General features: G+C 33.2%; 20 protein-coding genes. 19 read left to right on the top strand and 1 reads right to left on the bottom strand.

Annotated elements, in window-relative coordinates:
- Positions 1-5 precede the first annotated feature (5 nt).
- From ACJDU8_RS17690 to ACJDU8_RS17770, 17 genes are all read left to right on the top strand, one after another.
- Positions 6-1,820 carry a terminase large subunit gene (locus tag ACJDU8_RS17690; RefSeq protein ID WP_406793486.1) on the top strand — a complete coding sequence of 605 codons (1,815 nt, stop codon included), beginning with the start codon at positions 6-8 and terminating at the stop codon, positions 1,818-1,820.
- A gap of 148 nt (positions 1,821-1,968) precedes the next feature.
- Positions 1,969-3,045, top strand: a complete 1,077-nt coding sequence (locus ACJDU8_RS17695; protein ID WP_406793487.1) for an FIST signal transduction protein — start codon at positions 1,969-1,971, stop codon at positions 3,043-3,045.
- Between the two features lie 242 nt (positions 3,046-3,287).
- The gene (locus ACJDU8_RS17700) at positions 3,288-3,722 is read left to right on the top strand and encodes a hypothetical protein (protein ID WP_406793488.1); all 435 of its coding nucleotides are present in this window, start codon (positions 3,288-3,290) and stop codon (positions 3,720-3,722) included.
- Positions 3,722-3,928, top strand: coding sequence for a hypothetical protein (locus ACJDU8_RS17705; RefSeq protein WP_406793489.1), 207 nt, complete (start codon positions 3,722-3,724; stop codon positions 3,926-3,928). The genes ACJDU8_RS17700 and ACJDU8_RS17705 overlap by 1 nt, the downstream gene beginning before the upstream one ends.
- Positions 3,929-4,149: 221 nt before the next feature.
- Positions 4,150-6,285, top strand: coding sequence for a portal protein (locus ACJDU8_RS17710; RefSeq protein WP_406793490.1), 2,136 nt, complete (start codon positions 4,150-4,152; stop codon positions 6,283-6,285).
- Between the two features lie 190 nt (positions 6,286-6,475).
- On the top strand, positions 6,476-6,688 hold the full coding sequence (locus ACJDU8_RS17715; RefSeq protein WP_406793491.1) for a hypothetical protein: 213 nt from the start codon (positions 6,476-6,478) through the stop codon (positions 6,686-6,688).
- 553 nt (positions 6,689-7,241) lie between these two features.
- Entirely contained in the window at positions 7,242-8,276 is a 1,035-nt protein-coding gene (locus ACJDU8_RS17720; RefSeq protein WP_406793492.1) for a helix-turn-helix domain-containing protein, read from the top strand.
- A gap of 162 nt (positions 8,277-8,438) precedes the next feature.
- Positions 8,439-9,464 carry a hypothetical protein gene (locus ACJDU8_RS17725; RefSeq protein ID WP_406793493.1) on the top strand — a complete coding sequence of 342 codons (1,026 nt, stop codon included), beginning with the start codon at positions 8,439-8,441 and terminating at the stop codon, positions 9,462-9,464.
- 29 nt (positions 9,465-9,493) lie between these two features.
- A complete protein-coding gene (locus ACJDU8_RS17730) occupies positions 9,494-10,678 on the top strand; it encodes a phage major capsid protein (RefSeq protein WP_406793494.1) in 1,185 nt (394 codons plus the stop codon).
- A 64-nt stretch (positions 10,679-10,742) separates the two neighbouring features.
- The gene (locus ACJDU8_RS17735; RefSeq protein ID WP_406793495.1) at positions 10,743-11,147 is read left to right on the top strand and encodes a hypothetical protein; all 405 of its coding nucleotides are present in this window, start codon (positions 10,743-10,745) and stop codon (positions 11,145-11,147) included.
- On the top strand, positions 11,147-11,692 hold the full coding sequence (locus ACJDU8_RS17740; protein ID WP_406793496.1) for a hypothetical protein: 546 nt from the start codon (positions 11,147-11,149) through the stop codon (positions 11,690-11,692). Before ACJDU8_RS17735 ends, ACJDU8_RS17740 begins: the two co-directional genes overlap by 1 nt.
- Before the next feature lie 14 nt (positions 11,693-11,706).
- Complete coding sequence (locus tag ACJDU8_RS17745; RefSeq protein WP_406793497.1) at positions 11,707-12,216, top strand: phage adaptor protein; 510 nt, start codon at positions 11,707-11,709, stop codon at positions 12,214-12,216.
- Complete coding sequence (locus ACJDU8_RS17750; protein ID WP_406793498.1) at positions 12,206-12,760, top strand: phage adaptor protein; 555 nt, start codon at positions 12,206-12,208, stop codon at positions 12,758-12,760. The genes ACJDU8_RS17745 and ACJDU8_RS17750 overlap by 11 nt, the downstream gene beginning before the upstream one ends.
- Positions 12,761-12,774: 14 nt before the next feature.
- Positions 12,775-13,188, top strand: a complete 414-nt coding sequence (locus tag ACJDU8_RS17755) for a hypothetical protein (RefSeq protein ID WP_406793499.1) — start codon at positions 12,775-12,777, stop codon at positions 13,186-13,188.
- A 40-nt stretch (positions 13,189-13,228) separates the two neighbouring features.
- Complete coding sequence (locus ACJDU8_RS17760) at positions 13,229-14,854, top strand: DUF6273 domain-containing protein (protein ID WP_406793500.1); 1,626 nt, start codon at positions 13,229-13,231, stop codon at positions 14,852-14,854.
- Between the two features lie 15 nt (positions 14,855-14,869).
- Positions 14,870-16,570, top strand: a complete 1,701-nt coding sequence (locus tag ACJDU8_RS17765) for a hypothetical protein (RefSeq protein ID WP_406793501.1) — start codon at positions 14,870-14,872, stop codon at positions 16,568-16,570.
- Between the two features lie 323 nt (positions 16,571-16,893).
- Positions 16,894-17,712, top strand: coding sequence for a polysaccharide deacetylase family protein (locus ACJDU8_RS17770; protein ID WP_406793502.1), 819 nt, complete (start codon positions 16,894-16,896; stop codon positions 17,710-17,712).
- A gap of 118 nt (positions 17,713-17,830) precedes the next feature.
- Here the strand turns inward: ACJDU8_RS17770 and ACJDU8_RS17775 are convergent, their stop codons facing one another.
- Positions 17,831-18,205 (bottom strand): SH3 domain-containing protein, encoded by a 375-nt coding sequence (locus ACJDU8_RS17775; protein WP_406793503.1) that lies wholly within the window; start codon positions 18,203-18,205, stop codon positions 17,831-17,833.
- Positions 18,206-18,505: 300 nt separating this feature from the next.
- On the opposite strand from ACJDU8_RS17775, the gene ACJDU8_RS17780 reads away from it, so the two are divergent.
- Together ACJDU8_RS17780 and ACJDU8_RS17785 are read left to right on the top strand one after the other, a co-directional pair.
- Complete coding sequence (locus ACJDU8_RS17780; RefSeq protein WP_406793504.1) at positions 18,506-19,312, top strand: class I SAM-dependent methyltransferase; 807 nt, start codon at positions 18,506-18,508, stop codon at positions 19,310-19,312.
- Positions 19,313-19,496: 184 nt separating this feature from the next.
- Positions 19,497-19,730: a hypothetical protein gene (locus tag ACJDU8_RS17785; RefSeq protein WP_406793505.1), complete on the top strand. Its 234-nt coding sequence runs from the start codon at positions 19,497-19,499 to the stop codon at positions 19,728-19,730.

Here is a 19,730-nt window from a genome sequence, read left to right on the forward strand (position 1 = left end):
GTATTGTGCTAGACTGTAATGATTTAATAAGAAAGCGTAAAGAGCTATGGGAAACAAATAAAGATGGTGAACTTGATAGGGAATATACATGGGCAGTAGCAGAAAAGTTATGTAGTTCAGAAGGCGAAGGATTAAGACAGGAAATCAAGGAGCATCCAGAATATTTGATTGAAATGTGCTTTTCTGTAGTCAACAAAAAGCTTCAGACAGTACCGTTCTTCTTGAACGAGGTGCAGCAGAAACTATGTAAAATACTTGATAAAGCTATAGGAGACTATACGCAGGGTAAAAGGCACCATTTAAAGTTCTTGGTGCTCAAGGGAAGGCAACAAGGATTTACTACGTTTATAACGTCCTATCAGCTATCTAAAACAATCACTAATAGAAATTTTACAGGTATGACGGTAGCAGATTCAGCAGACAATACTGCAACTATATTTGAGGATAAGGCAAAGTTTCCGTACTCTTTGTTACCCTCTTTATTGCAGCCACAGGAGAAATATAATACCAGACAGGAACTCCATTTTTCTCAACTGAACAGCAAATGGAGAATAGCTACAGCAGGAAATAAGCAGATAGGGCGTTCAAAGACTATAAACTTTTTCCATGCCTCCGAATCTGCCTTTTTCGATAGTATTCAGTCCATAATGGGAGGTCTAGGCCAGGCATTAACCAAAGACAGTATTCAGATATTAGAGAGTACAGCCAATGGCTTCAATGAATACCGTACTTTGTGGGTAGAAGGTGAACAGAAGGAAAATAATTGGGAGCCTTTATTCTTCGAATGGTGGCAGACAAGCGAATATAGACTAACTTTTGAGGCTAAAGAGGCAGAGGAAACCTTTAAAAATAGAGTTTTAAATCCTACTACTAAGTTTGAACATAAGCTTAAATGGCTTCTGGAAGATAAAAAGCTAGATTGGCAGCAACTATACTGGTATTCAGCCAAGAAAAAGGATTTAAAAGAGCTATTAGACCAGGAATATCCATGCACACCTTTAGAAGCCTTTCTGAGCAGTGGTTTACCTGTGTTTGAGGTTGAGGCAGTTTTAAAGAGGTTGGATTATTTGAAACAGGAATATAAAATAAATCCTCCACTAATTGGCAAAATGAAATATAAGTATGATGATGTTACTCAAAGAGCTATAGAGAATACCATAGAGTTTGTAGATGATCCCAATGGACCTGTTATAGTATATGAGAAACCAAAACAGGGCTATCCCTATGTTATTGGCGGTGATACTGCGGAAGGTGGCGAAGATTACTGTGTAGGGCAGGTGCTAGACAATGTAACAGGTAAACAAGTAGCTAAATATAGGGATAAAACGGATACAGACTTATTTGCAAAGGATATGTTTGCCTTAGGTATATGGTATAACAAAGCTTTAATAGGCATAGAAATAAATTTTGACCTTCATCCTGTGAAGGAATTGGAGCGTTTAAGATATCCTAACCAGTATATTAGAGAAGATATTGACAATATAAGTGGTAAGTTGCAAAAGAAATATGGTTGGAATACTACCAAAGCTACTAGACCGGTGTTAGTAGGTGATGGTGTAGAAATTGTAAGAGAATCAACAGGGCTTATTAACGATATTGATACACTTTTAGAAATGCTGATCTTTCAAAAGATTGATGGTAAGCCACAAGCAGCTACAGGAGAACATGATGACTGCGTTATGGGTTGGTTTATTGCTAATAAAATAAGAGTTCAAATGGTTACTAAGGTAAAGGTGCCAAAACGCCAGAAAACACTGCTAGAAGAAGACTTGGAAAGGCGTATAAAGGCACTAAAAAGAGCAAGAAAGGGAGCTTTGTAAAATGCATAGTATCTATAATTGGGTTGCTTAAAGAGATACGCGATTAAGTATTTTCTTAAGTTGTATTAAAAAATATTTTCATATTTACTATTGGATTTTTTATATGTTAGTATCTATAAGTGATCACTTATACAAAGGGGATGAATGTATGTATTTAGAATCAATGGTTACTTTAAAAGAGTATATTGAAAATCTAAAGGTAAAATCTAATGAACAGTTAATGGTACTAGTAGCCGAAAAGTCGGCTCCAGCAATAGAGGAATTAATTATTTACTTAAATAATAAAAATATTAATTTCTTCGGAGGAATTTATCCTAGATTATTATTTGGAAATGACAGTTATTCTAAAGGGTTTATTATCAAGAAGTTTGAACCTTTATACACTGCCACAGTACTTCCCTATTTAATGAGATTTAAACTAGATTTAAATAACTTGAATGATTGTACAGCTATTATATTAATGGATGGCCTGTCTGATAGGGTGAAGGATTTAACCGACACTATATATGATAAATTAGGCAATAAGATTAAGTATGTAGGTGGAGGTGCTGGATTTTACGACTTAAAACATAGGCCCTGTATTTTCAATAATAAGGGGTTGTTTAAAGATGTACTTTGTATATGTATTGTGAAGAATAAATCTAAAATAGCTGTGCAGCATGGATGGAATAAGCTTGAAGGTCCTTTTACAGCTGAAGTATCTAAAAATAATATCCTAGCAAAACTAGATTCTTATAATGCATTTGATGTGTATAGAGATGTTATAGAAGATAATGAACATATAAGGCTCTTAAAACAAGATTTTTTTATATATGCTAAAGATCATCCTTTTGGCATAGTGCAAAAAGGTCAAGAGGACATAATCGTGAGAGATCCGATTATGGTTAATGAAAATAACGAAATAGTTTGTGTTGCCGATATACCACAGGATAGTGAAGTATACATATTAAAAGGCGATACTAATTCTTTATTAGGTTCATCACAACAGATAGCAAAATATTGTGCATCTATCGCACCGCAAAAATATATTCCTTTTTTATTTGATTGTATTTCTCGTGCTATGTTTCTAGAAGGACGTTTTGAAGAAGAACTTAAAAATATTCAAAGTGAGTTAGCATTTGACATAGAGGGAGCTTTATCCATAGGGGAAATAGCATCTCAAAGTGATGGTAAGTTAGTAGTTCATAATAAATCCACAATTTTAGGACTATTAGAAATTGAGTAGAATCAACACATCATGCAATAATATCAAGTGACTTCTTAGGTTCATATCGAGGCTCCTTATAAGGAATGTTTTTCTCCATATGAGCCTTAGAATAATTTACCAAGTAATACAGGTGAACGAAAGTGTAAATACACACATACATGGGCGTGCTTGCTAGAAATATTATTGAAATATAATGTGACGTAAAGGCTTATTAATTAAGTCTTTTTATTTTGATTAAAATATAGGAAGGAGTTTTGTAATTGGCTCAAATAGAAATAATCAAAAATCCGTATAACACCATATGTGATACTTACGGATGCAGTAATATAGGCGCTAAAGTAATAGGAAAACCAGGAGAGAACATGGGACAAAGGGTAATTGTATGTGATGAATGCCTGCAGAATATAGTTAATGAAGCACCATTAGAAATGATTTTAAATAGACCAGGACTAAAAGAATATTTTGAAGAAAAATTACTAAAAGAAAAGACAAAACAAGGCTTAGACAATATAGGAAAGTTATTGGAAAATGAGGAAATTAATCTTGAGGATCAAAAACACCCACCCGCCAAAGATTATACTGAGATGAAATTTAATGATTTAAAAGAAATTGCAATAGGGAAAGGCTTAGAATTTAAATTCGGTATGTCTAAACAGGAATTAATAGATTATTTGGAAAGTAAGGAGGAGATGTAATGTTAGATGGAAATTCTTATACTAATAAATCTTGTAACATGGAAAATCCAAAAGCTGTTGAACCAGAAGACTATTTTCAGATAGTTTTAGTACCCCAAAAGGCATCATGTTCAGACGATAGTTTTACCATTAAGGTAGGTAGGGGTAGATTAAATGAGGTTTTAGATATTCTTAAAATAGACTACGACATAAAGATATTAAGTTAAGGTAAAAATCAGTGATTATTTATATATTTGTAATGGCAATTATCATTCTTCTAATAATCTATATCATCTACCTGCAAAAGCTGCATTATGATGAAATAAAAGTTCTATATAACAAAATCGGCATAGAGACAGAAGTTAATACAAAGAGTAAACCTTCTAAAATTAAGAATCATATCAAGAAAAAGCTTTTAGAAATGGAGCGACAAGGAGGTGAGTAAACCTTGCCTGGAATACTTGGAAATATTAAAACTATTGTAAATGGATTCTTCGATAGTAAACAATCTAATCAAGCAAACCTAGTAGAATCAAAGCCAATTGTGGGTGATGTTCAAGACCATATATTTAAAGAGCAAATTATATCTTTTGTAAAAGAAGAATTTGATAGAAGGCAGGAGGAAAGAACGCCTTATGAACTCCGTTGGCGGCTTACACAAAACTTTATCCAGGGAAACCAGTATTGTGATATAAATGAGTTGTCCAATACTATAATCCAACAGGAAAAGTTATACTTTTGGCAACAGAGAGAAGTATACAACCACATAGCAGCTATAGTGGAAACTAGGCTGAGTAAGTTAGGTAGACTAAAACCTTCTATGACGGTAAGGCCAATGACTTCTGATAATGAGGACATAAGTACTGCCAAGGTATGTAAGGCTATAGTGGATAGTACATATCAAAGTCAGAAGATGAACCAGAAGATTAGTGAAGCTAACTCATGGTCAGAAATATGTGGAAGTGTATTTTATAAAGATGTGTGGAATAGCCAAGGTGGTCAGCTTATTGGATATTCTAAAGGTTGTGATTGTGAAGAAGAGTGCAATTGTCAACCAGAGCCTTTATATGAGGGTGATGTTGAGTGTATAGTTGTTCCGGCTTATGAAATTTTTCCTGATTCCTGCCTTAATGATGGCATGGACAAATGTAAAAGTATAATTCATGCCAAAGCATTTACAGTTGATGAAATACAGGAAATATGGAACGTAAATGTAGCTGGAACTGATGTGGATGTGTACAGTTTAGGTACTACAAGGGTAGGAGTAGGTGGACTTGGATATAGTGCCACAGTACCTACTGCAGCCATAACAATAAAACCAGATTCGCAGATAGTAATGGAATATTATGAATTACCATCAAGGATATATCCGGAAGGAAGGCTCATAATAGCTACTAGCGATGAATTACTTTATTACGGTACTTGCCCTTATAAGATAGGTGAAAACGGCAAAATAGCTTTACCTTTTGTACGTCAAGAGTGTATAAAAGATGCTGGAAATTTCTTTTCAATATCTGTTGCTGAAAGATGTTTACCTATACAGCGTGCATATAATGCAGTCAAAAATAGAAAGCATGAGTATTTAAATAGAATAGCAATAGGAATAATGACCTATGAAGATGGTACTCTAGCAGATGAAGAAACTCTTGAAGAAGATGGATTTGCATCGGGAACAATGATACCCAGAAAACCAGGTTCAGCACCTCCTACTTTTCTTCAAAGTGAGGGGTTACCAAATGCCTTTTTGGATGAAGAACAAAAGCTTATGAATGAATTTAGAGAGATTAGTGGAGTTTCAGAGCTGTCTTCATCAAGCCAGGCACCAACTGGAACAGGTTCTGGTGTAGCTCTTGAGATATTAAAAGAGCAGGATGATACGAGGATAAGTCTAACGGCAGACAATATAAGGCAAGCTATTTTAGAAGTGGCCAAACAATGGTTAAGATTATATAAACAATATAGTACAGGTCCCCGTATGGCTAGATTAGTGGGAAAGAATAATTCGGTATATATCAACTATTGGAATAAGGACCAGATAACAAGTGATGATGTTGTACCACTTACAGATGATGATTTAGCCCAAACCCCAGCACAGAGGAAGCAGCAGGTTATGAATTTATTACAACTAGGATTATTCAATGATCCTGATACCGGAAGAATGGACAGAAGCACAAGGGCGAAAGTGATGGAAATGCTCAATTATGGTAATTGGGAAGATGGCAACGACATAGACCAAATGCACATATCCAAGGCTATGCGTGAAAATATAGATGTTCAAAATGGCTTAATGATTAATGTCAGGGATTTTGACGACCACAATATTCATATAGAGGAACATAACAAGTTTAGGTTATCTTCTGAATATGAGGATTTAGGCAGAGAAAGACCTGATTTAGCAGATTATTTCGACCAACATGTACAAATTCATGAACAAGCAATACAGATGATGCAACAGCAGGCTATAATGCAGCAGATGGGAGCACAACCACAAATGCAACAACATCAAGTAGCAAATAGTGATACTAAAATCACCCATAATAATGTAAAAGGATCGAGGGATCCAATAAATAATAGAAGGGGATAGAAAGAAGAATTTATTAAAGGATAAATATATAATGTTTATAAAAATTTTACCTAATGGTATAATATTTCTAAATGGTTAGATTACGATGGTTATTTATTGTAACGCTTGTGTTATCGGAGGTAGAGTAGAACCCATTGCATGTAATTTGTCGCATGTTACATTAAGAGGTTATGTATTTAGAGGTATTTATATGAAAGCGTTGGTAAAGTTCTTATTTGTTGTTATGATATATATAACTTTATGCATAATTTTGCCGGAATTACCCTTATCCGGGGCACTACTTGCTGTTATAATATATGTAACTATTGGTATAATTTTTTCAAAATTAGCTAGATTACTATCAGACAAAATTTTTGATTTAGTTATGAGAATTTTTAGAAAGAATAAGAATAGGCAGGAATAGTTGTAGGTATATGGATCTTTATCATATTGAAATTGTTCTGCTCTGGTATTAGGGGTACGGCAACGATCAATGTAAAAAACAGCCACAAGACAATATTCACCTCTAAATACTATTACATAAGTACCTTTATTACTTTTGCGATATCACAAAATATAAGATCTATAGTTTTTGTAACCTGAAATAATGCCAACACAAATGGTACACTTATTGTGATACTATAGTTCGTAAGAATTGTGTTAATAGTATAATATTTCTAATGATTAAATCACGACTGTATAAAATTATTAGAAATGCTGAACCGCACTATAGATAATGGAATTTTTTAGTCTTAACCATTAATATAGCCTTGATAAGGCTATATTCGCAAGTGAAAATACTGTATCACAAGTAAGATTCTGAATATTTTATTAGGAAAACAAAGTTAACCAATAGTTAATTTTTATGAATAAAATATGAAAATACTTCAATTGTTTAAACTATGTAGCTTTGATATGATTTAGTTAACAGAGGTCGAAGTTAACTAAATGTATAGATAAGTGAAGGAGTTTATTTTATGAGAATAAGTGAAGTTATTAGAAATTGTAGAAAAAAAGAAAATCTTACTCAAGAACAAGTTGCTAATTATTTAAATATTAGTGCACCGGCAGTGAACAAGTGGGAAAATGGGATATCCTATCCAGATATAACGTTGCTATCTCCTCTTGCGCGTGTTCTGAAAATTGATGTTAATACTCTATTAGCATTTAATGAAGAATTAACAGAGACAGAGGTTAATAAATTTGGGAAAGAAGTTAGTGAAATAGCATCAAAAGAGGGTTTTGAAAAGGCTTTTGAAAGAGGAAGCGATTTAATCAAACAGTATTCAATCAGTGATGAATTAATACTCAGAATATCATCAATATTAAGGTTATTTTTAGTTGTACACCCGATGGAAGGAAAGGATAAATATGAGGGGAAAATTATTGCTTGGATTGAACTTGCAGCAGCAAGTAGCAATGAAAAGACAGCTGCTATGGCAAAGTTATCACTATCTGCAATATATAGAGACAAAAAAGATTATGAAAAGGCTCAAGAAATGTTAGATAAAATTCCAGACATGGATCTAGACACGGAGAAAAAGATTCAACAGGTACTACTACTTGAAAGCAGTGAAAAATTTGATGAGGCTTACGACGTTTGTGAATACATATTATTTAAAGATGCACATGAATCATTGGCAGCTTTATTTTTTATAATAGAGATGCTATTAAAAGAAAATAAATTTAATGAGGCAGCAGAATATACAGAGCGTGCAAAAAGTGTAGTTGAAGTGTTTGATTTAGGATTGTACCAGAAATATGAATTAGATTTATATTTAGCAAAGGAAAAGCAAGATAAAGAAAAAACTATAGAGATGATTATAAATATGGTAAACGAAGCAGACAGTATGAATAGTATGAAGTCAAAGCTATACAAGCATAGAAAATGGAAGTCAGACAATAGTTGGAGCAAAGATAAATATGAAAGCTTAGCAAAAATGAGAATTAAAAAAGACAAAAAACTTGATTTTGTAAAAGATGATCCTAGAATAAAATTTCTGCTGGAATAATACTAAAATTGATAAAGGAAAAAAGAAAAGTCACACATTGGAGATTCCATCCAACATGTGGCTTATTTTTATATATAAATAAAAAAAAAATAACTACAGCCTATTAGATGCCCTGAAATCCAATAAGGATAACATCTGATAGAGTGATTGGAGGAAATAAATATGGCAAAAGCACAAGAAACTAAAACACCTTTAGTAATGAATTTACAGTTGTTCGGAAATGCCGAACCACAGCAAGGAGAACCAACGCAGCAGCAACAAACTCAACAACCTATTGACCCAAGAGCTCAAGCGTTGGCAATCCTAGCACAAAGTCAAAGCCAAAATGGAGATTCTTCACAAGGTGCGGCCCCATTACAGGGACAACCGCCAGAAGGAACCTCTCAAGGGCAACAACCAAATCAAGCGTCAGCAGGGGAACAACCTGGACAACAGGCTCCCAATAATGCTGATGCTTTAATTTTGGGCAAATTTAAAAGTTCTGAAGAGTTAGCTAATTCTTATTCAAACTTGGAGAGAATGAATACCCAAACCAGACAAGAGTTAGCACAAGCACAGCTGGCAGCACAGCAAGCTCAAGCCATGGTTGAGCAGATGAAACAGCAAATGCAGAATATTGTTACTCCAGGACAGCAGCAACCTCAATTAACTCAAGAACAGCAAACAGAGCAATTCATGAATAAGTTCTATGAAAATCCAACAGGGACTATTCAGGAATTGCTCAAAAGTATAGTTGAGCCGCAAATTCAGCCTATACAACAGCAAATGCAGGCACAACAACAGCAGCAGGCGTGGAATCAGGCCGTAGGGGATTTTGCACAAAAAACACCTGATTTTGACCAATGGAAAGGTCAAATTGGACAGGTGTTGGATGCTAACCCTCACTTGGCAGACTTAGCAAGAGTACCGAATGGTTTAGAGATAGCTTATGCTATGGCTAAAGGACAAAATTACCAAGATCCTAGTTCCATACTTCAAAATCAGGAATTTGTAAAACAAAATATCTTAGGTAACCAGGATATTAGAAATCAGATTATTCAAGAATATCTACAGGGTTTACAGCAAGGAGGTCAAGCACCTACGGTTATATTAGGCCAGGCGAATGGTTCAACGCCAGTTGTTCCAGAGGGTAAACCTAAAGATATGACAGAAGCAAGAGCAATTGCAATGAAAATATTACAATCTTAGAATAATACTTTAGACAAGGAGTGATTGATATGCCAGTAACAATGGCCAGTGCAGATCAAGTATTAAAAATCGTATATAGAGAATTACTTGAAAATCAGTTAAATACAGAAACAGATCCATTATATAATGCAATAGCAGCAACAACGGAGGATGTAACTGGTAAGCAAGTTGTAAAAGCAGCACCTTTTGGTATCAATGGTGGTATGGGTGCTGGAACAGAAACAGGAAATTTACCAAAAAGTAATCCTAATCAATATAAGAACTTCGTTTCTGATTTAAGAAACTTTTTTGGTACACTTTCAATATCACATAAATCAATGAAGGCTTCAGCTAACAATGAAGGAGCGTTTTTGAATTTATTACAAGGTGAAATTGAAGGTCTTAAAAGGGCAGCTAAATTTAATAATTCACGTATGCTTTATGGTGATGGTGTAGGGATTATAGCCACTGCAACAGGGGCAGCTACATCTCAATTAACATTCACGGTTAACAGTTATAAATACTTAATTGAAGGTTTAACTATTGATATATTAAATGCTTCAACTCATGCTACAATAACAAACGGTTCTGCTAGAAGAATAGTTAATGTAGTAAGAAGTTCTACACCAACTATTACTATTGATACAGAGGGTGGAAATGTTACTTTAACCGGCACAGAAATAATTACAGTTCAGCAATCTTATAATATGGAAATTACTGGATTAGGAGCTATATTTAAAAACTCAGGTTCGTTATACGGAGTAGATAGAGCATCTAATTACTGGATGGTTCCGTACATGCAGTCAGCTATAGGGTCAATTGCAGATACTAAAATACAAAAAGCAATTAAATATTTAGATGATGTTACTGGAGCAAAAACTAACTTTTTACTTTGTTCTTCTGGTGTAGAAACTGCTTATTATGCTTATCTCGAATCCACTAAGAGAAATGTAAATGTGCTGGACCTAAAAGGTGGATTTACTGCTCTAAGTTATGGGAATAAACCTTTAGTCAGTTCAAAATTTGTACCTGATGGAACAATGATATTGTTGGATACTAATAAATTTAAATTCCATCATATGGGAGATTGGGAATGGCTTGAAGGAACTACAGGGGCAATATTGAATCAAATTCAAGGAACTCCGGTATTTACAGCTACACTAGTTAGATATATGGAAATGATATGCGATCATCCTGGTGGCCAGGCCATGTTAACAGGGATTAGTGAGGGCTGATTAAATTAATGGATAGGGCAGGGTTTTGTCCTTGCCTTTTTTATTTCAAGAAAGGTGATTTTTTATGTATATAGATAAATACAGGGAGGTTATAACTTCAAGCACCTGTAATATACCACAAAGATTAAGACAAATAGATAAAGGGTACTTTTTGGTGAGAAACCATTGTACAAAACAGTTTGAAGTTCATCATAGTGAGGAGATAGGAAACACATTTTGTCTATCAATACCATTCAATGAGCTGGATGAGAGAACTCTCCAAAGGGTAAGAGAGACAAGGATTGAATATATACGCAATATTATTGCTGAAATAGACAACAAAAATGAAAAGATTGAAATTGATGGTGATAAAGAACTTAAAGATGTGACACAAACAGTTGGCAGAAATATTTACAAGTATGTAAAAGTCCATGAAAGTAAGGAAACCATAGACGAAGATAGTAAATATTTTAAAAAGGCGGTGTCTTAATGCAGACCGTAAAGGATGTTTACAACGAAATTCTAAGTAAAACCAATAAACCATTAAATCTAATAACAATAAGACGTAGGATAAACGAAGCTATAGACTTCTTTAGCAGTATTTATGACAGAATGATATTGAAGTCAGAAATCACTATAAATTGCACTGATATTAATACTTACTATGATATTCCAGTAGATTATATTGGGGTATCTAAGGTATTAGATGCAGATAACAAGAAATATGATCATTTTGAAATGCTAAACAACTCTATAAAATTCAAAAATACAGGGAATTATACTCTGATAGTTACTATTAAACCAAACCTGCAGCAGACAAAAGATACTAGGCTTCTTCAAAATGAAGTTATAAATATAAATCCCTTATTTCTAAGACCTTTAATATTTTATGTACTATCTCTTATAGAAGATGATGTAAGTAAATCATCAAACTATATGAATACAGCCAATACATTAGCGCAGGAAGCTAATTTTATGGCAAAAAGGCAAGACAGGGCAAATAAAAAAAGAATACCGGCTCCACTATGGAGATAAGGAAGTGATGTGAATTGTTCACTTTTGAAAATGCTATATCTGATGTTTTAAATAGAATTGAGGAAGATCCTATAGACGAGGTTGAAGAGGACATACTCCAAGTAGTTAAAACTGGGATAAATGAAGGGTATATGCTAATTGCATCTAAATTAGATAAAAGGACCAAGGATGTTTCTTTTGATTATGTAGAGGGGTATGTACTGCCAAACGACTTTGTAGAGGAAGTGGAAGTATCTCATAATACAATAGGGCGTTTATCAGTCCTAGATTATGAAATAATAGCTAATTTACTATATATAAGGTCAAAGGATGCTCATAATGAGACTTTGACACTAAAATATGTTAACTATCCCGTAAGGTTAGTAGATGATACAGATGTAATTAATTTAAAAGATAGTTATTATTATGCTTTATTAGTCTATGGTTCTTATACTTATTATGCTTACAGGAGAAAGCCGGATATTGCAGCAATGCTTTTAAGCGAATTTAATATGTTAACAGGTGGTGTGAAAGATGAAACTTAGAGAAATATTCAAATTTGCATTAAATAGAGTAGGAGAACATGAAGGGGATAGACAAATAACTAACATTGTCATAAGTGGTATTAATGCAGGGTATAAAATAATTGCCATAACGAATAAAAAAACTAAGATTGCTACAATAACTGCCGAAGCTGACACACCTGTAACTCTCCCTGCAGACTTCATTAGTCTTGTTATGCTTCAAAAAGAAGGTGCTGGAGGAGGAAGATTAAGTCCTAATGATTATTTCAATGAGAGTAATATATTACTGGTAACCAACCCTGATGTGGTAGGGGATTTAACCATGTATTACAACTATATACCGGTGGATTTGGTTTATGGGAAAGATGATGAAGAGGAACCTTCTATACAGGCAGCTTATCACATTGCACTGGCTTCATATGCAGCCTATTATTACTTTATGTTTAAGAAAGAGCTTAATGCAGCAACTATGTGCCTGAGTGAATTTAATGCAATTACAGGGCTTGCAGAAACAACAGAAATGAATAGCAGCCAACCAAACTCACAATCAACAAATAAAAAATAGAGAGGATGTTATAAATGGCAAATTTGATTCATGTATATCAAGGATCTGTAACAAGTGGAGGAACTGATGGAATACAGGTATCTGAGGGAACTGAAACTTCACCAATAATAGTAGGTCCTCTTAATGCAACGAACAATGAAGAAAGTGCAGCAATAAAACTAGCAATAAGATGTGATGCTGGATACAATACGTCCGGTAATACTGTAATAACCCCCACGGGGACAACGGCAGACAAATGGGCCCTAGCACCAGATAATGCAGGAGTGGCAGGAAGCTTCGGAGCATATGGATCAGCTCTTACCATATCAAGTGTAATAGGTACTACAAATACAGTGTTCTGGGTAAAAGCAAAGGCTGTAAGTACAGAAAGTCCATCCAATGATACAAGTGTGGATTTAGTAGTATCTACAGCAGTAAATGCAGTTTAGCCACTAACTTACTTGTGGCTGGATTGGAGGTGAAATATAATTGTCTCAATCAATAAGTAATTTAGCAGTGGGCGATAAGATTAAACTTGGTAATTATCAGGTTGAATCTGAAACAGAAGCTCCTATAGTATGGGTAGTTGCAGATAAAAACCATGATGGTTATCCTTCAAATTCAGTAACCCTGGTAGCAGAAAAGATAATTGATTTAAGGGGGCTTGATGCGGGAGAAGCTGGAAACGCAGATAGTAACAGGGTATCCGGTGGCAATAATAGGTATAGAACGTCAAACTTGAGGCAGTGGCTGAATTCTAATGGTGCAGCAGATGAATGGTTTACACCACAGAATTTGACAGATGGTACAACAGATACAAATAATCATGATGCCGTCCCAATTGATTCAAATTTTTATCAGGCAACTGGGTATGCTTCTAAGAAAGGATTTTTGAATTGTTTTAGTGGGAGTGAATTGAGTAAAATATTGAACACTGACCTCATAGTAGTAAAAAATACTGTAACGGATGGTGGAGGCAGCGAAGTTATAACTGATAAAATATTTTTATTGTCTACTACTGAAGTTGGCCTTGCAGATGAAAATGGTATCGCAGAAGGAATTGTGCTGTCTCTATTTAGTACATCTTCTAATAGAATATCTACTCTAACACAGCAGGCATTTTCAAATACTAAAAATGGCAGTGGCTCTAAGCCTTCTATAGTCACAAATCCCTGGCATTGGTGGGTAAGAACACTAGTTGGTGGTACTTCTTATGTATCCCGTATGGTTAAAGAGAACGGCTCCCTTGATGGTACCCCTGCTAAAGTAGGTGAGGCTGGACTTCGCCCTGCTTTAAATATAGATAATACTGTCCTAGTATCAGATACTTTAGATTCTGATGGGGCTTATACATTAATTTTACCTATATCACAAGCAATAAACATAGATACTAAAAGAACATCAATTCAATCAGTAGATACACCTATTGATTCCAAAAGGGTTATTGGAAACAGTAAAGCTATAATGGTAGACACTAGAAGGATTGTAAATCCTGTTCAAATTATTACAGCAGATACTAAGAGACAAGTTTTTGGAACAGTTACAAATAAATTCGATACTTTAAGAAATCTTAAAAAATTAGTAACAATATTAATTGATACAAAAAGGAAGGTACTTCCATCACAAACTATTAATATAGATGCCATAAGAAAAATTAAAGTAATTCAAACTGCCAGTATAGATACCAAAAGAATTAATCAGTTTATCCAAAATTTTAGAATAGATACCAAAAGAATAGCTTTGTTTTTTAATTTTACAAATAAAGCTATTAAAAAATGTGATCTCCAAATGGATTTAATGTATGCTGCTGCCAACGATCCTATTAAAATAACACAAAATGATTTCGGGGCGGTTGTTTTTAGCATCGCCATAACTGCAAATGGTGAAAGTGTTAATTTAATAGGGAATTCAATAAATATTGTTATTGATAATAAAAACAATGTGGGTATTTGTAATATAGTAGATGCCATAAATGGTGTAGTTGAATACAAACTAACACAAAAAGATACGGCCATATTAGGTGTACATCAATTTGCACTGGAGTTAATTACAGCAGACAGCAGAGTTACAACCGAAAAAGCAAAATATACCGTAATAGCAGATTTAAATTCATAAAAAGGTGATGAATTTATGAGTGAAGAAAGTTTATTGAGTTTTAATTTTTCTAATGGAATAAATGAGTATAAAGATGAAACTCTTTTAGATATAAGTGAAGCAAGTGCAGGGCAAAATGTGGACATAGACAGTGGTATTCTGTCTACTATAAAGGAACCTTCAATTGTTTTATCTCAAAGTAATATAGCTAGGCTTGCTAAATTTTTCAAAGATGGCAATACAACTTTAATGCCTCTAACAACTAATTCAGATTATTTGAATTATCAAGTTGGAGATAAGGAGGTAATGCTCCTTGGAGACGGTGTTAATCCAGTTAAGGTGTATGACGGAAGTTCATATAGGAACCTCGAAAGCAGGAGAATAACAGATGTTACCACCCTTAATATACCTCCACTTGAATCCTCAACAATCGTGAGAATAGGTGGGGGTAGCAAAGAGAATTCAATTAAAGTACAATGTTATCCTTCTGTAAACGCAGGAAATGCCATGTATATCAAAAGGTCAAGTACAAATAAACCATATAATTGTGGGGATCCATTCCCCTATGATGCCATAGTATATCCTAGTGAATCTGATATACTGGAAGTTTATGTTGGAGAATACATTACTTTGTTTGAAAAAGGTACTGTTATTGGCACAACTAAATATTCTTATCCTGTAATCATTGAATTTTTCCAATTTCCCGTTACAGAAGATATAATCTCAAAAAATGTTACAGTACCTGAGACTTTTACTGAAGAGCCTGTACCAAAAGGCGGCATGATTGAACTAAACCATGAAAGAGTGTGGCTTGCAGGTGACGTAGATTTTCCAAACAGAGTGTATTTTTCTAAAGACTTAGATATAGATGACTGGACCATACCTATTGATGAAGCTGAAGCCAATCAGCATGGAGGATTAATAGATGTTCCTACATGGGATGGGGGTAAAATTATAGGTTTAAAAGTTTTATTTGGAGATTTATTCGTATTTAAAAATAAAAATATCTTTAGGATATTTGGCACATATCCCGGCAACTATGAATTGGAGCAGGTATGCAGCACCACAGGGGCAATATCTGACAGGAGTATAGTATCAGGAACATCTGCAGTATACTTCGCAGCTAAGGATGGAATATATGCCTTTAACGGCTCTACTGCAGCACTTATAGGTCAAAAGATTAAAAATACATGGAAATCCCTAAACCCAAATTATATTAAAAATGCGGTAGGAATTTTTTATGACAATAAATACCATCTTGCTGTTCCAGAAGGAAATTCAACAACTAATAATCTTTTGATTAAATACAATACAGAGGATGGTAATTTTACATTCATAAGGGGTTTAACTATAAAGGATTTTATAGAGTTTGAGGGAAATATGTATTTTAGCAATAGCTTAGGTGTATTTAATATGTTCCAACTGGATTCCCCTGGTACTAATGGTTATGAAGCAAACTGGACAACCGGAAAGCTGAATTTTGGAGTTTCAAATGCGGTAAAGAGAACTCAGATGATGTACTTTCTAGGAAGTGGAAAAGGCCAGGTTGAAATAAGTATAGAAAATGAAAAGGGCAGGAAAAAAACTGTTAAACTTGATTTGACTTCAGCTGAGCAAATATTTAAAAAGAGAATAAAAAATAAGGGCAGAACACTTAAATTTTCATTTTCCAGTGTAAATGGTTCAAAATTTAAGTTAAAAGATATGCAGATAACTTATGAAATAGAATATGATTAATGAAAAGATGGGTTTATAAAAAAGTTTGTTGAAAATAGCTTTTTAAAAGGGCTTTAATGTGCAATTAAGTAGTAAAGAATGAATTTTGAGATAAAGTTTAACTAAACTTTTACTCTATTCTCTGGAATTTCCTATGTTATTAGTAAAAATACATTAAAGCTATAATAAAACTGTAAAGTTAAAAAACAGTTATGAAAAACATGGGTTAAACAAGTACTACAAAAAGATAATATAAAATTTACTGTTTTAATAGAAATTTAATATATTGTATAATTTAAAACTTGTATAATTTGTATTAGAAAGTATAGGGGGACAGTATATTTATGAAAAAATACAAAATAACTAAAAAAAGTAAAAAAAATAAACTAATAATAGTAGTAGCATTGTTATTCTTATGTCTTATTGGACTTATTGCAATGAAAAAAGTACCTAATAAAGAATCAAATAGAATAAAAACTAATGACAAAAAAGCAGAAAAGTATATGAACCAGAGAGAGAACAAAGCACAAACTGGTACTACAAAAGATTTAGGTGAATTTAATCCATATAAATCAGACGGAAAGAAGGTAGTTTATTTAACTTTTGATGACGGACCTTCCACGAATAATACTCCTAAAATATTAAAGATATTAAAAAATTATAATATACAAGCTACATTTTTTTTAATTGGACAAAATGCAGAAAAGAATAAAGATATTGTAAAAGAAGAAGCTGCAGAAGGTAATTCAGTTGAGAATCATACTTATTCCCATAATATGAATTACATATATTCAAATCCAAAAGTATTTATAAATGATGTAAATAAGTGTAATGGAGTATTAAAATCTATCTTGGGAAATAATTATAATTCAAAGCTCATAAGATTTCCAGGGGGGTCTTTTGGCAGAAAATTAAAGCCATTTAGAGAAGAAGCAGAAAGTAATGGATATCGTTATATTGATTGGAATGATTTGACGGGGGATGCTGACTATAATGGAGTACCTACAGCCAAACTAGTTAGTACTGTAAAGCGATATGCTAATCAAAATCATCTAGTTGTATTGATGCATGATGCATCTACTAAAGCTACTACAGTGCAAGCACTTCCTCAAGTAATAGAATATTTTAAATCACAAGGATATATGTTTGAAACATTAAAATAAAAGATAATGCTGATAAATTTTTATCAATTATTTTAAAATATAATTTAAAAGTTGAAGAATGTATGATTTTGTAGGTATTTAAATCACTTAAAATTTTTCACCAAATTTACGTATTGGCTTATTCTGAACTGGCTAAATGAGCATCATAAACGTAACCTATATTACCCTTATAATGAATTTTAATAAAAGAACCAGTATAACAATCATTAGTATCAACATTAACTATATCACCATAATATAGGATTCCTAAAACTTTTGAGTCTGTATTTGGTTGGCTCCTAATGCATGTGTTGTTGTTTTTACAGTAAAATGAAGGAGCTAATTGAAGCTGTGATGTTTTATTTGAATTATCGGATTGTATAATTTTAGAACTATATGGCTGATTCATAGTATAGTTATTTTTTATACTTGTGGGTGCGGCTGATATGTTATGTACTAATAGCAAAAAGCTTAATATTAAAATACTCTGCACTATTTTAAAATTTTTTTTCACAAAAGTTATCTCCTTTCTAAATGAAATATCTCTAATAAATGTAATATATTACATAATTTTGCAAAAGTCAATACTTAATACAGATTAAGAGATTATGCAAACAACATTTAAAAAATTTCTTTTCGGGTATAATGTCCAGAAAAGGATAAAATATGAACGATGCTCTTTAAAAATAGAAATATTTATGTTTTCCACAGAATATGTGGTATATGTATGTTATGATTTCTATATAAGTTAAAACTGCAGATTGTAACGGAGCAAATTTATATATAGTAAACACTTGGAAAGGGTGATAAATTAATGAGAGAAATCCTACAACTTAATGCAGATAGATTTCGGGGTTTTGCTGATGTTTATGATAATGCAAGACCTAAATGTCCTAAAAAAGTTCCAGAAATAATACTCAAATACTTAGGGAATAATCCATCTCTTATCGTAGATCTGGGATGCGGAACAGGTCTTTCTACAACAATTTGGAGTGGGATAAGTAATAAAGTTATTGGAATAGAACCAAGTGCTGATATGATTCAAATAGCAAGAGAAAAGGTAATTGATTTAAAAAATGTAGAGTTTGTTTCTGCATTTTCAGACAATACGGGTTTAGAAAATTGTTGTGCAGACATTATTACATGTTCTCAATCATTTCACTGGATGAATCCAGAAACGACTTTGAGTGAGGTATCAAGGATATTAAAAAAAGGGGGCGTTTTTGCAGTTTATGATTATGACTGGCCACCTGTATGTAATTGGAAAGCAGAGCTCGAATATTATAAGCTTTTTCACAAGGTGAAAGAAATTGAGTCTACACATCCAGATGTTAAGGATAGCTTTAAGCGATGGGATAAAGGCAGACATCTTTTAAACATGAGAAATAGTGGGAATTTCCGATATGTAAGAGAGATAGTTTTTTCAAATTCTGAAGTTTGCAATGCACAAAGATTTATTGAAATGGCCCTAAGCCAGGGAGGACTACAGGCTATTATGAAAGTCAATATAGATGAAATTAATTCTTTTTTGCTTTCTTTCCAAAAGAGAACTCTAGAAATTTTGGGTAATAGTGAATTTGAAATAGACTTTTGCTATCGTATGCGTATTGGGATAAAGTAGGGTTATAGTAATTCACAAAATTCCTGTTTAACGTAATAACTAAAAAACGAACAATTTACAGGACACTGTATTATTCAATTGAATTTTACGGTGTTTTTTACATTGTATTTTAAAAATTCTAGGTTACAACACAAAATTATTTTAGTGTAACTTTTTATAAAGCTATACAAGGAGTGGTTTTTATATGGATTATTCAAGAAAAAATATAAATGGAACTAGCTCGGTAGACATAAAAAACATAAATGATAATTTCAAATATTTATTTATGAAAATATATGAAAAGGTAACTAAGACAACAACCTCTGCTCCTACTGAAACAACTCAGACAACTCCTACGTTGGCGGTTGACGAACCAAATCAAACAGCAACTTATGCTTATTTTGCTGATGATCCTGTAATAAACCTTCCAGTTCTATAG

The sequence above is a fragment of the Candidatus Clostridium eludens genome (assembly GCF_045310515.1).
Classification (GTDB): Bacteria; Bacillota; Clostridia; order Clostridiales; family Clostridiaceae; genus Clostridium_B; species Clostridium_B eludens.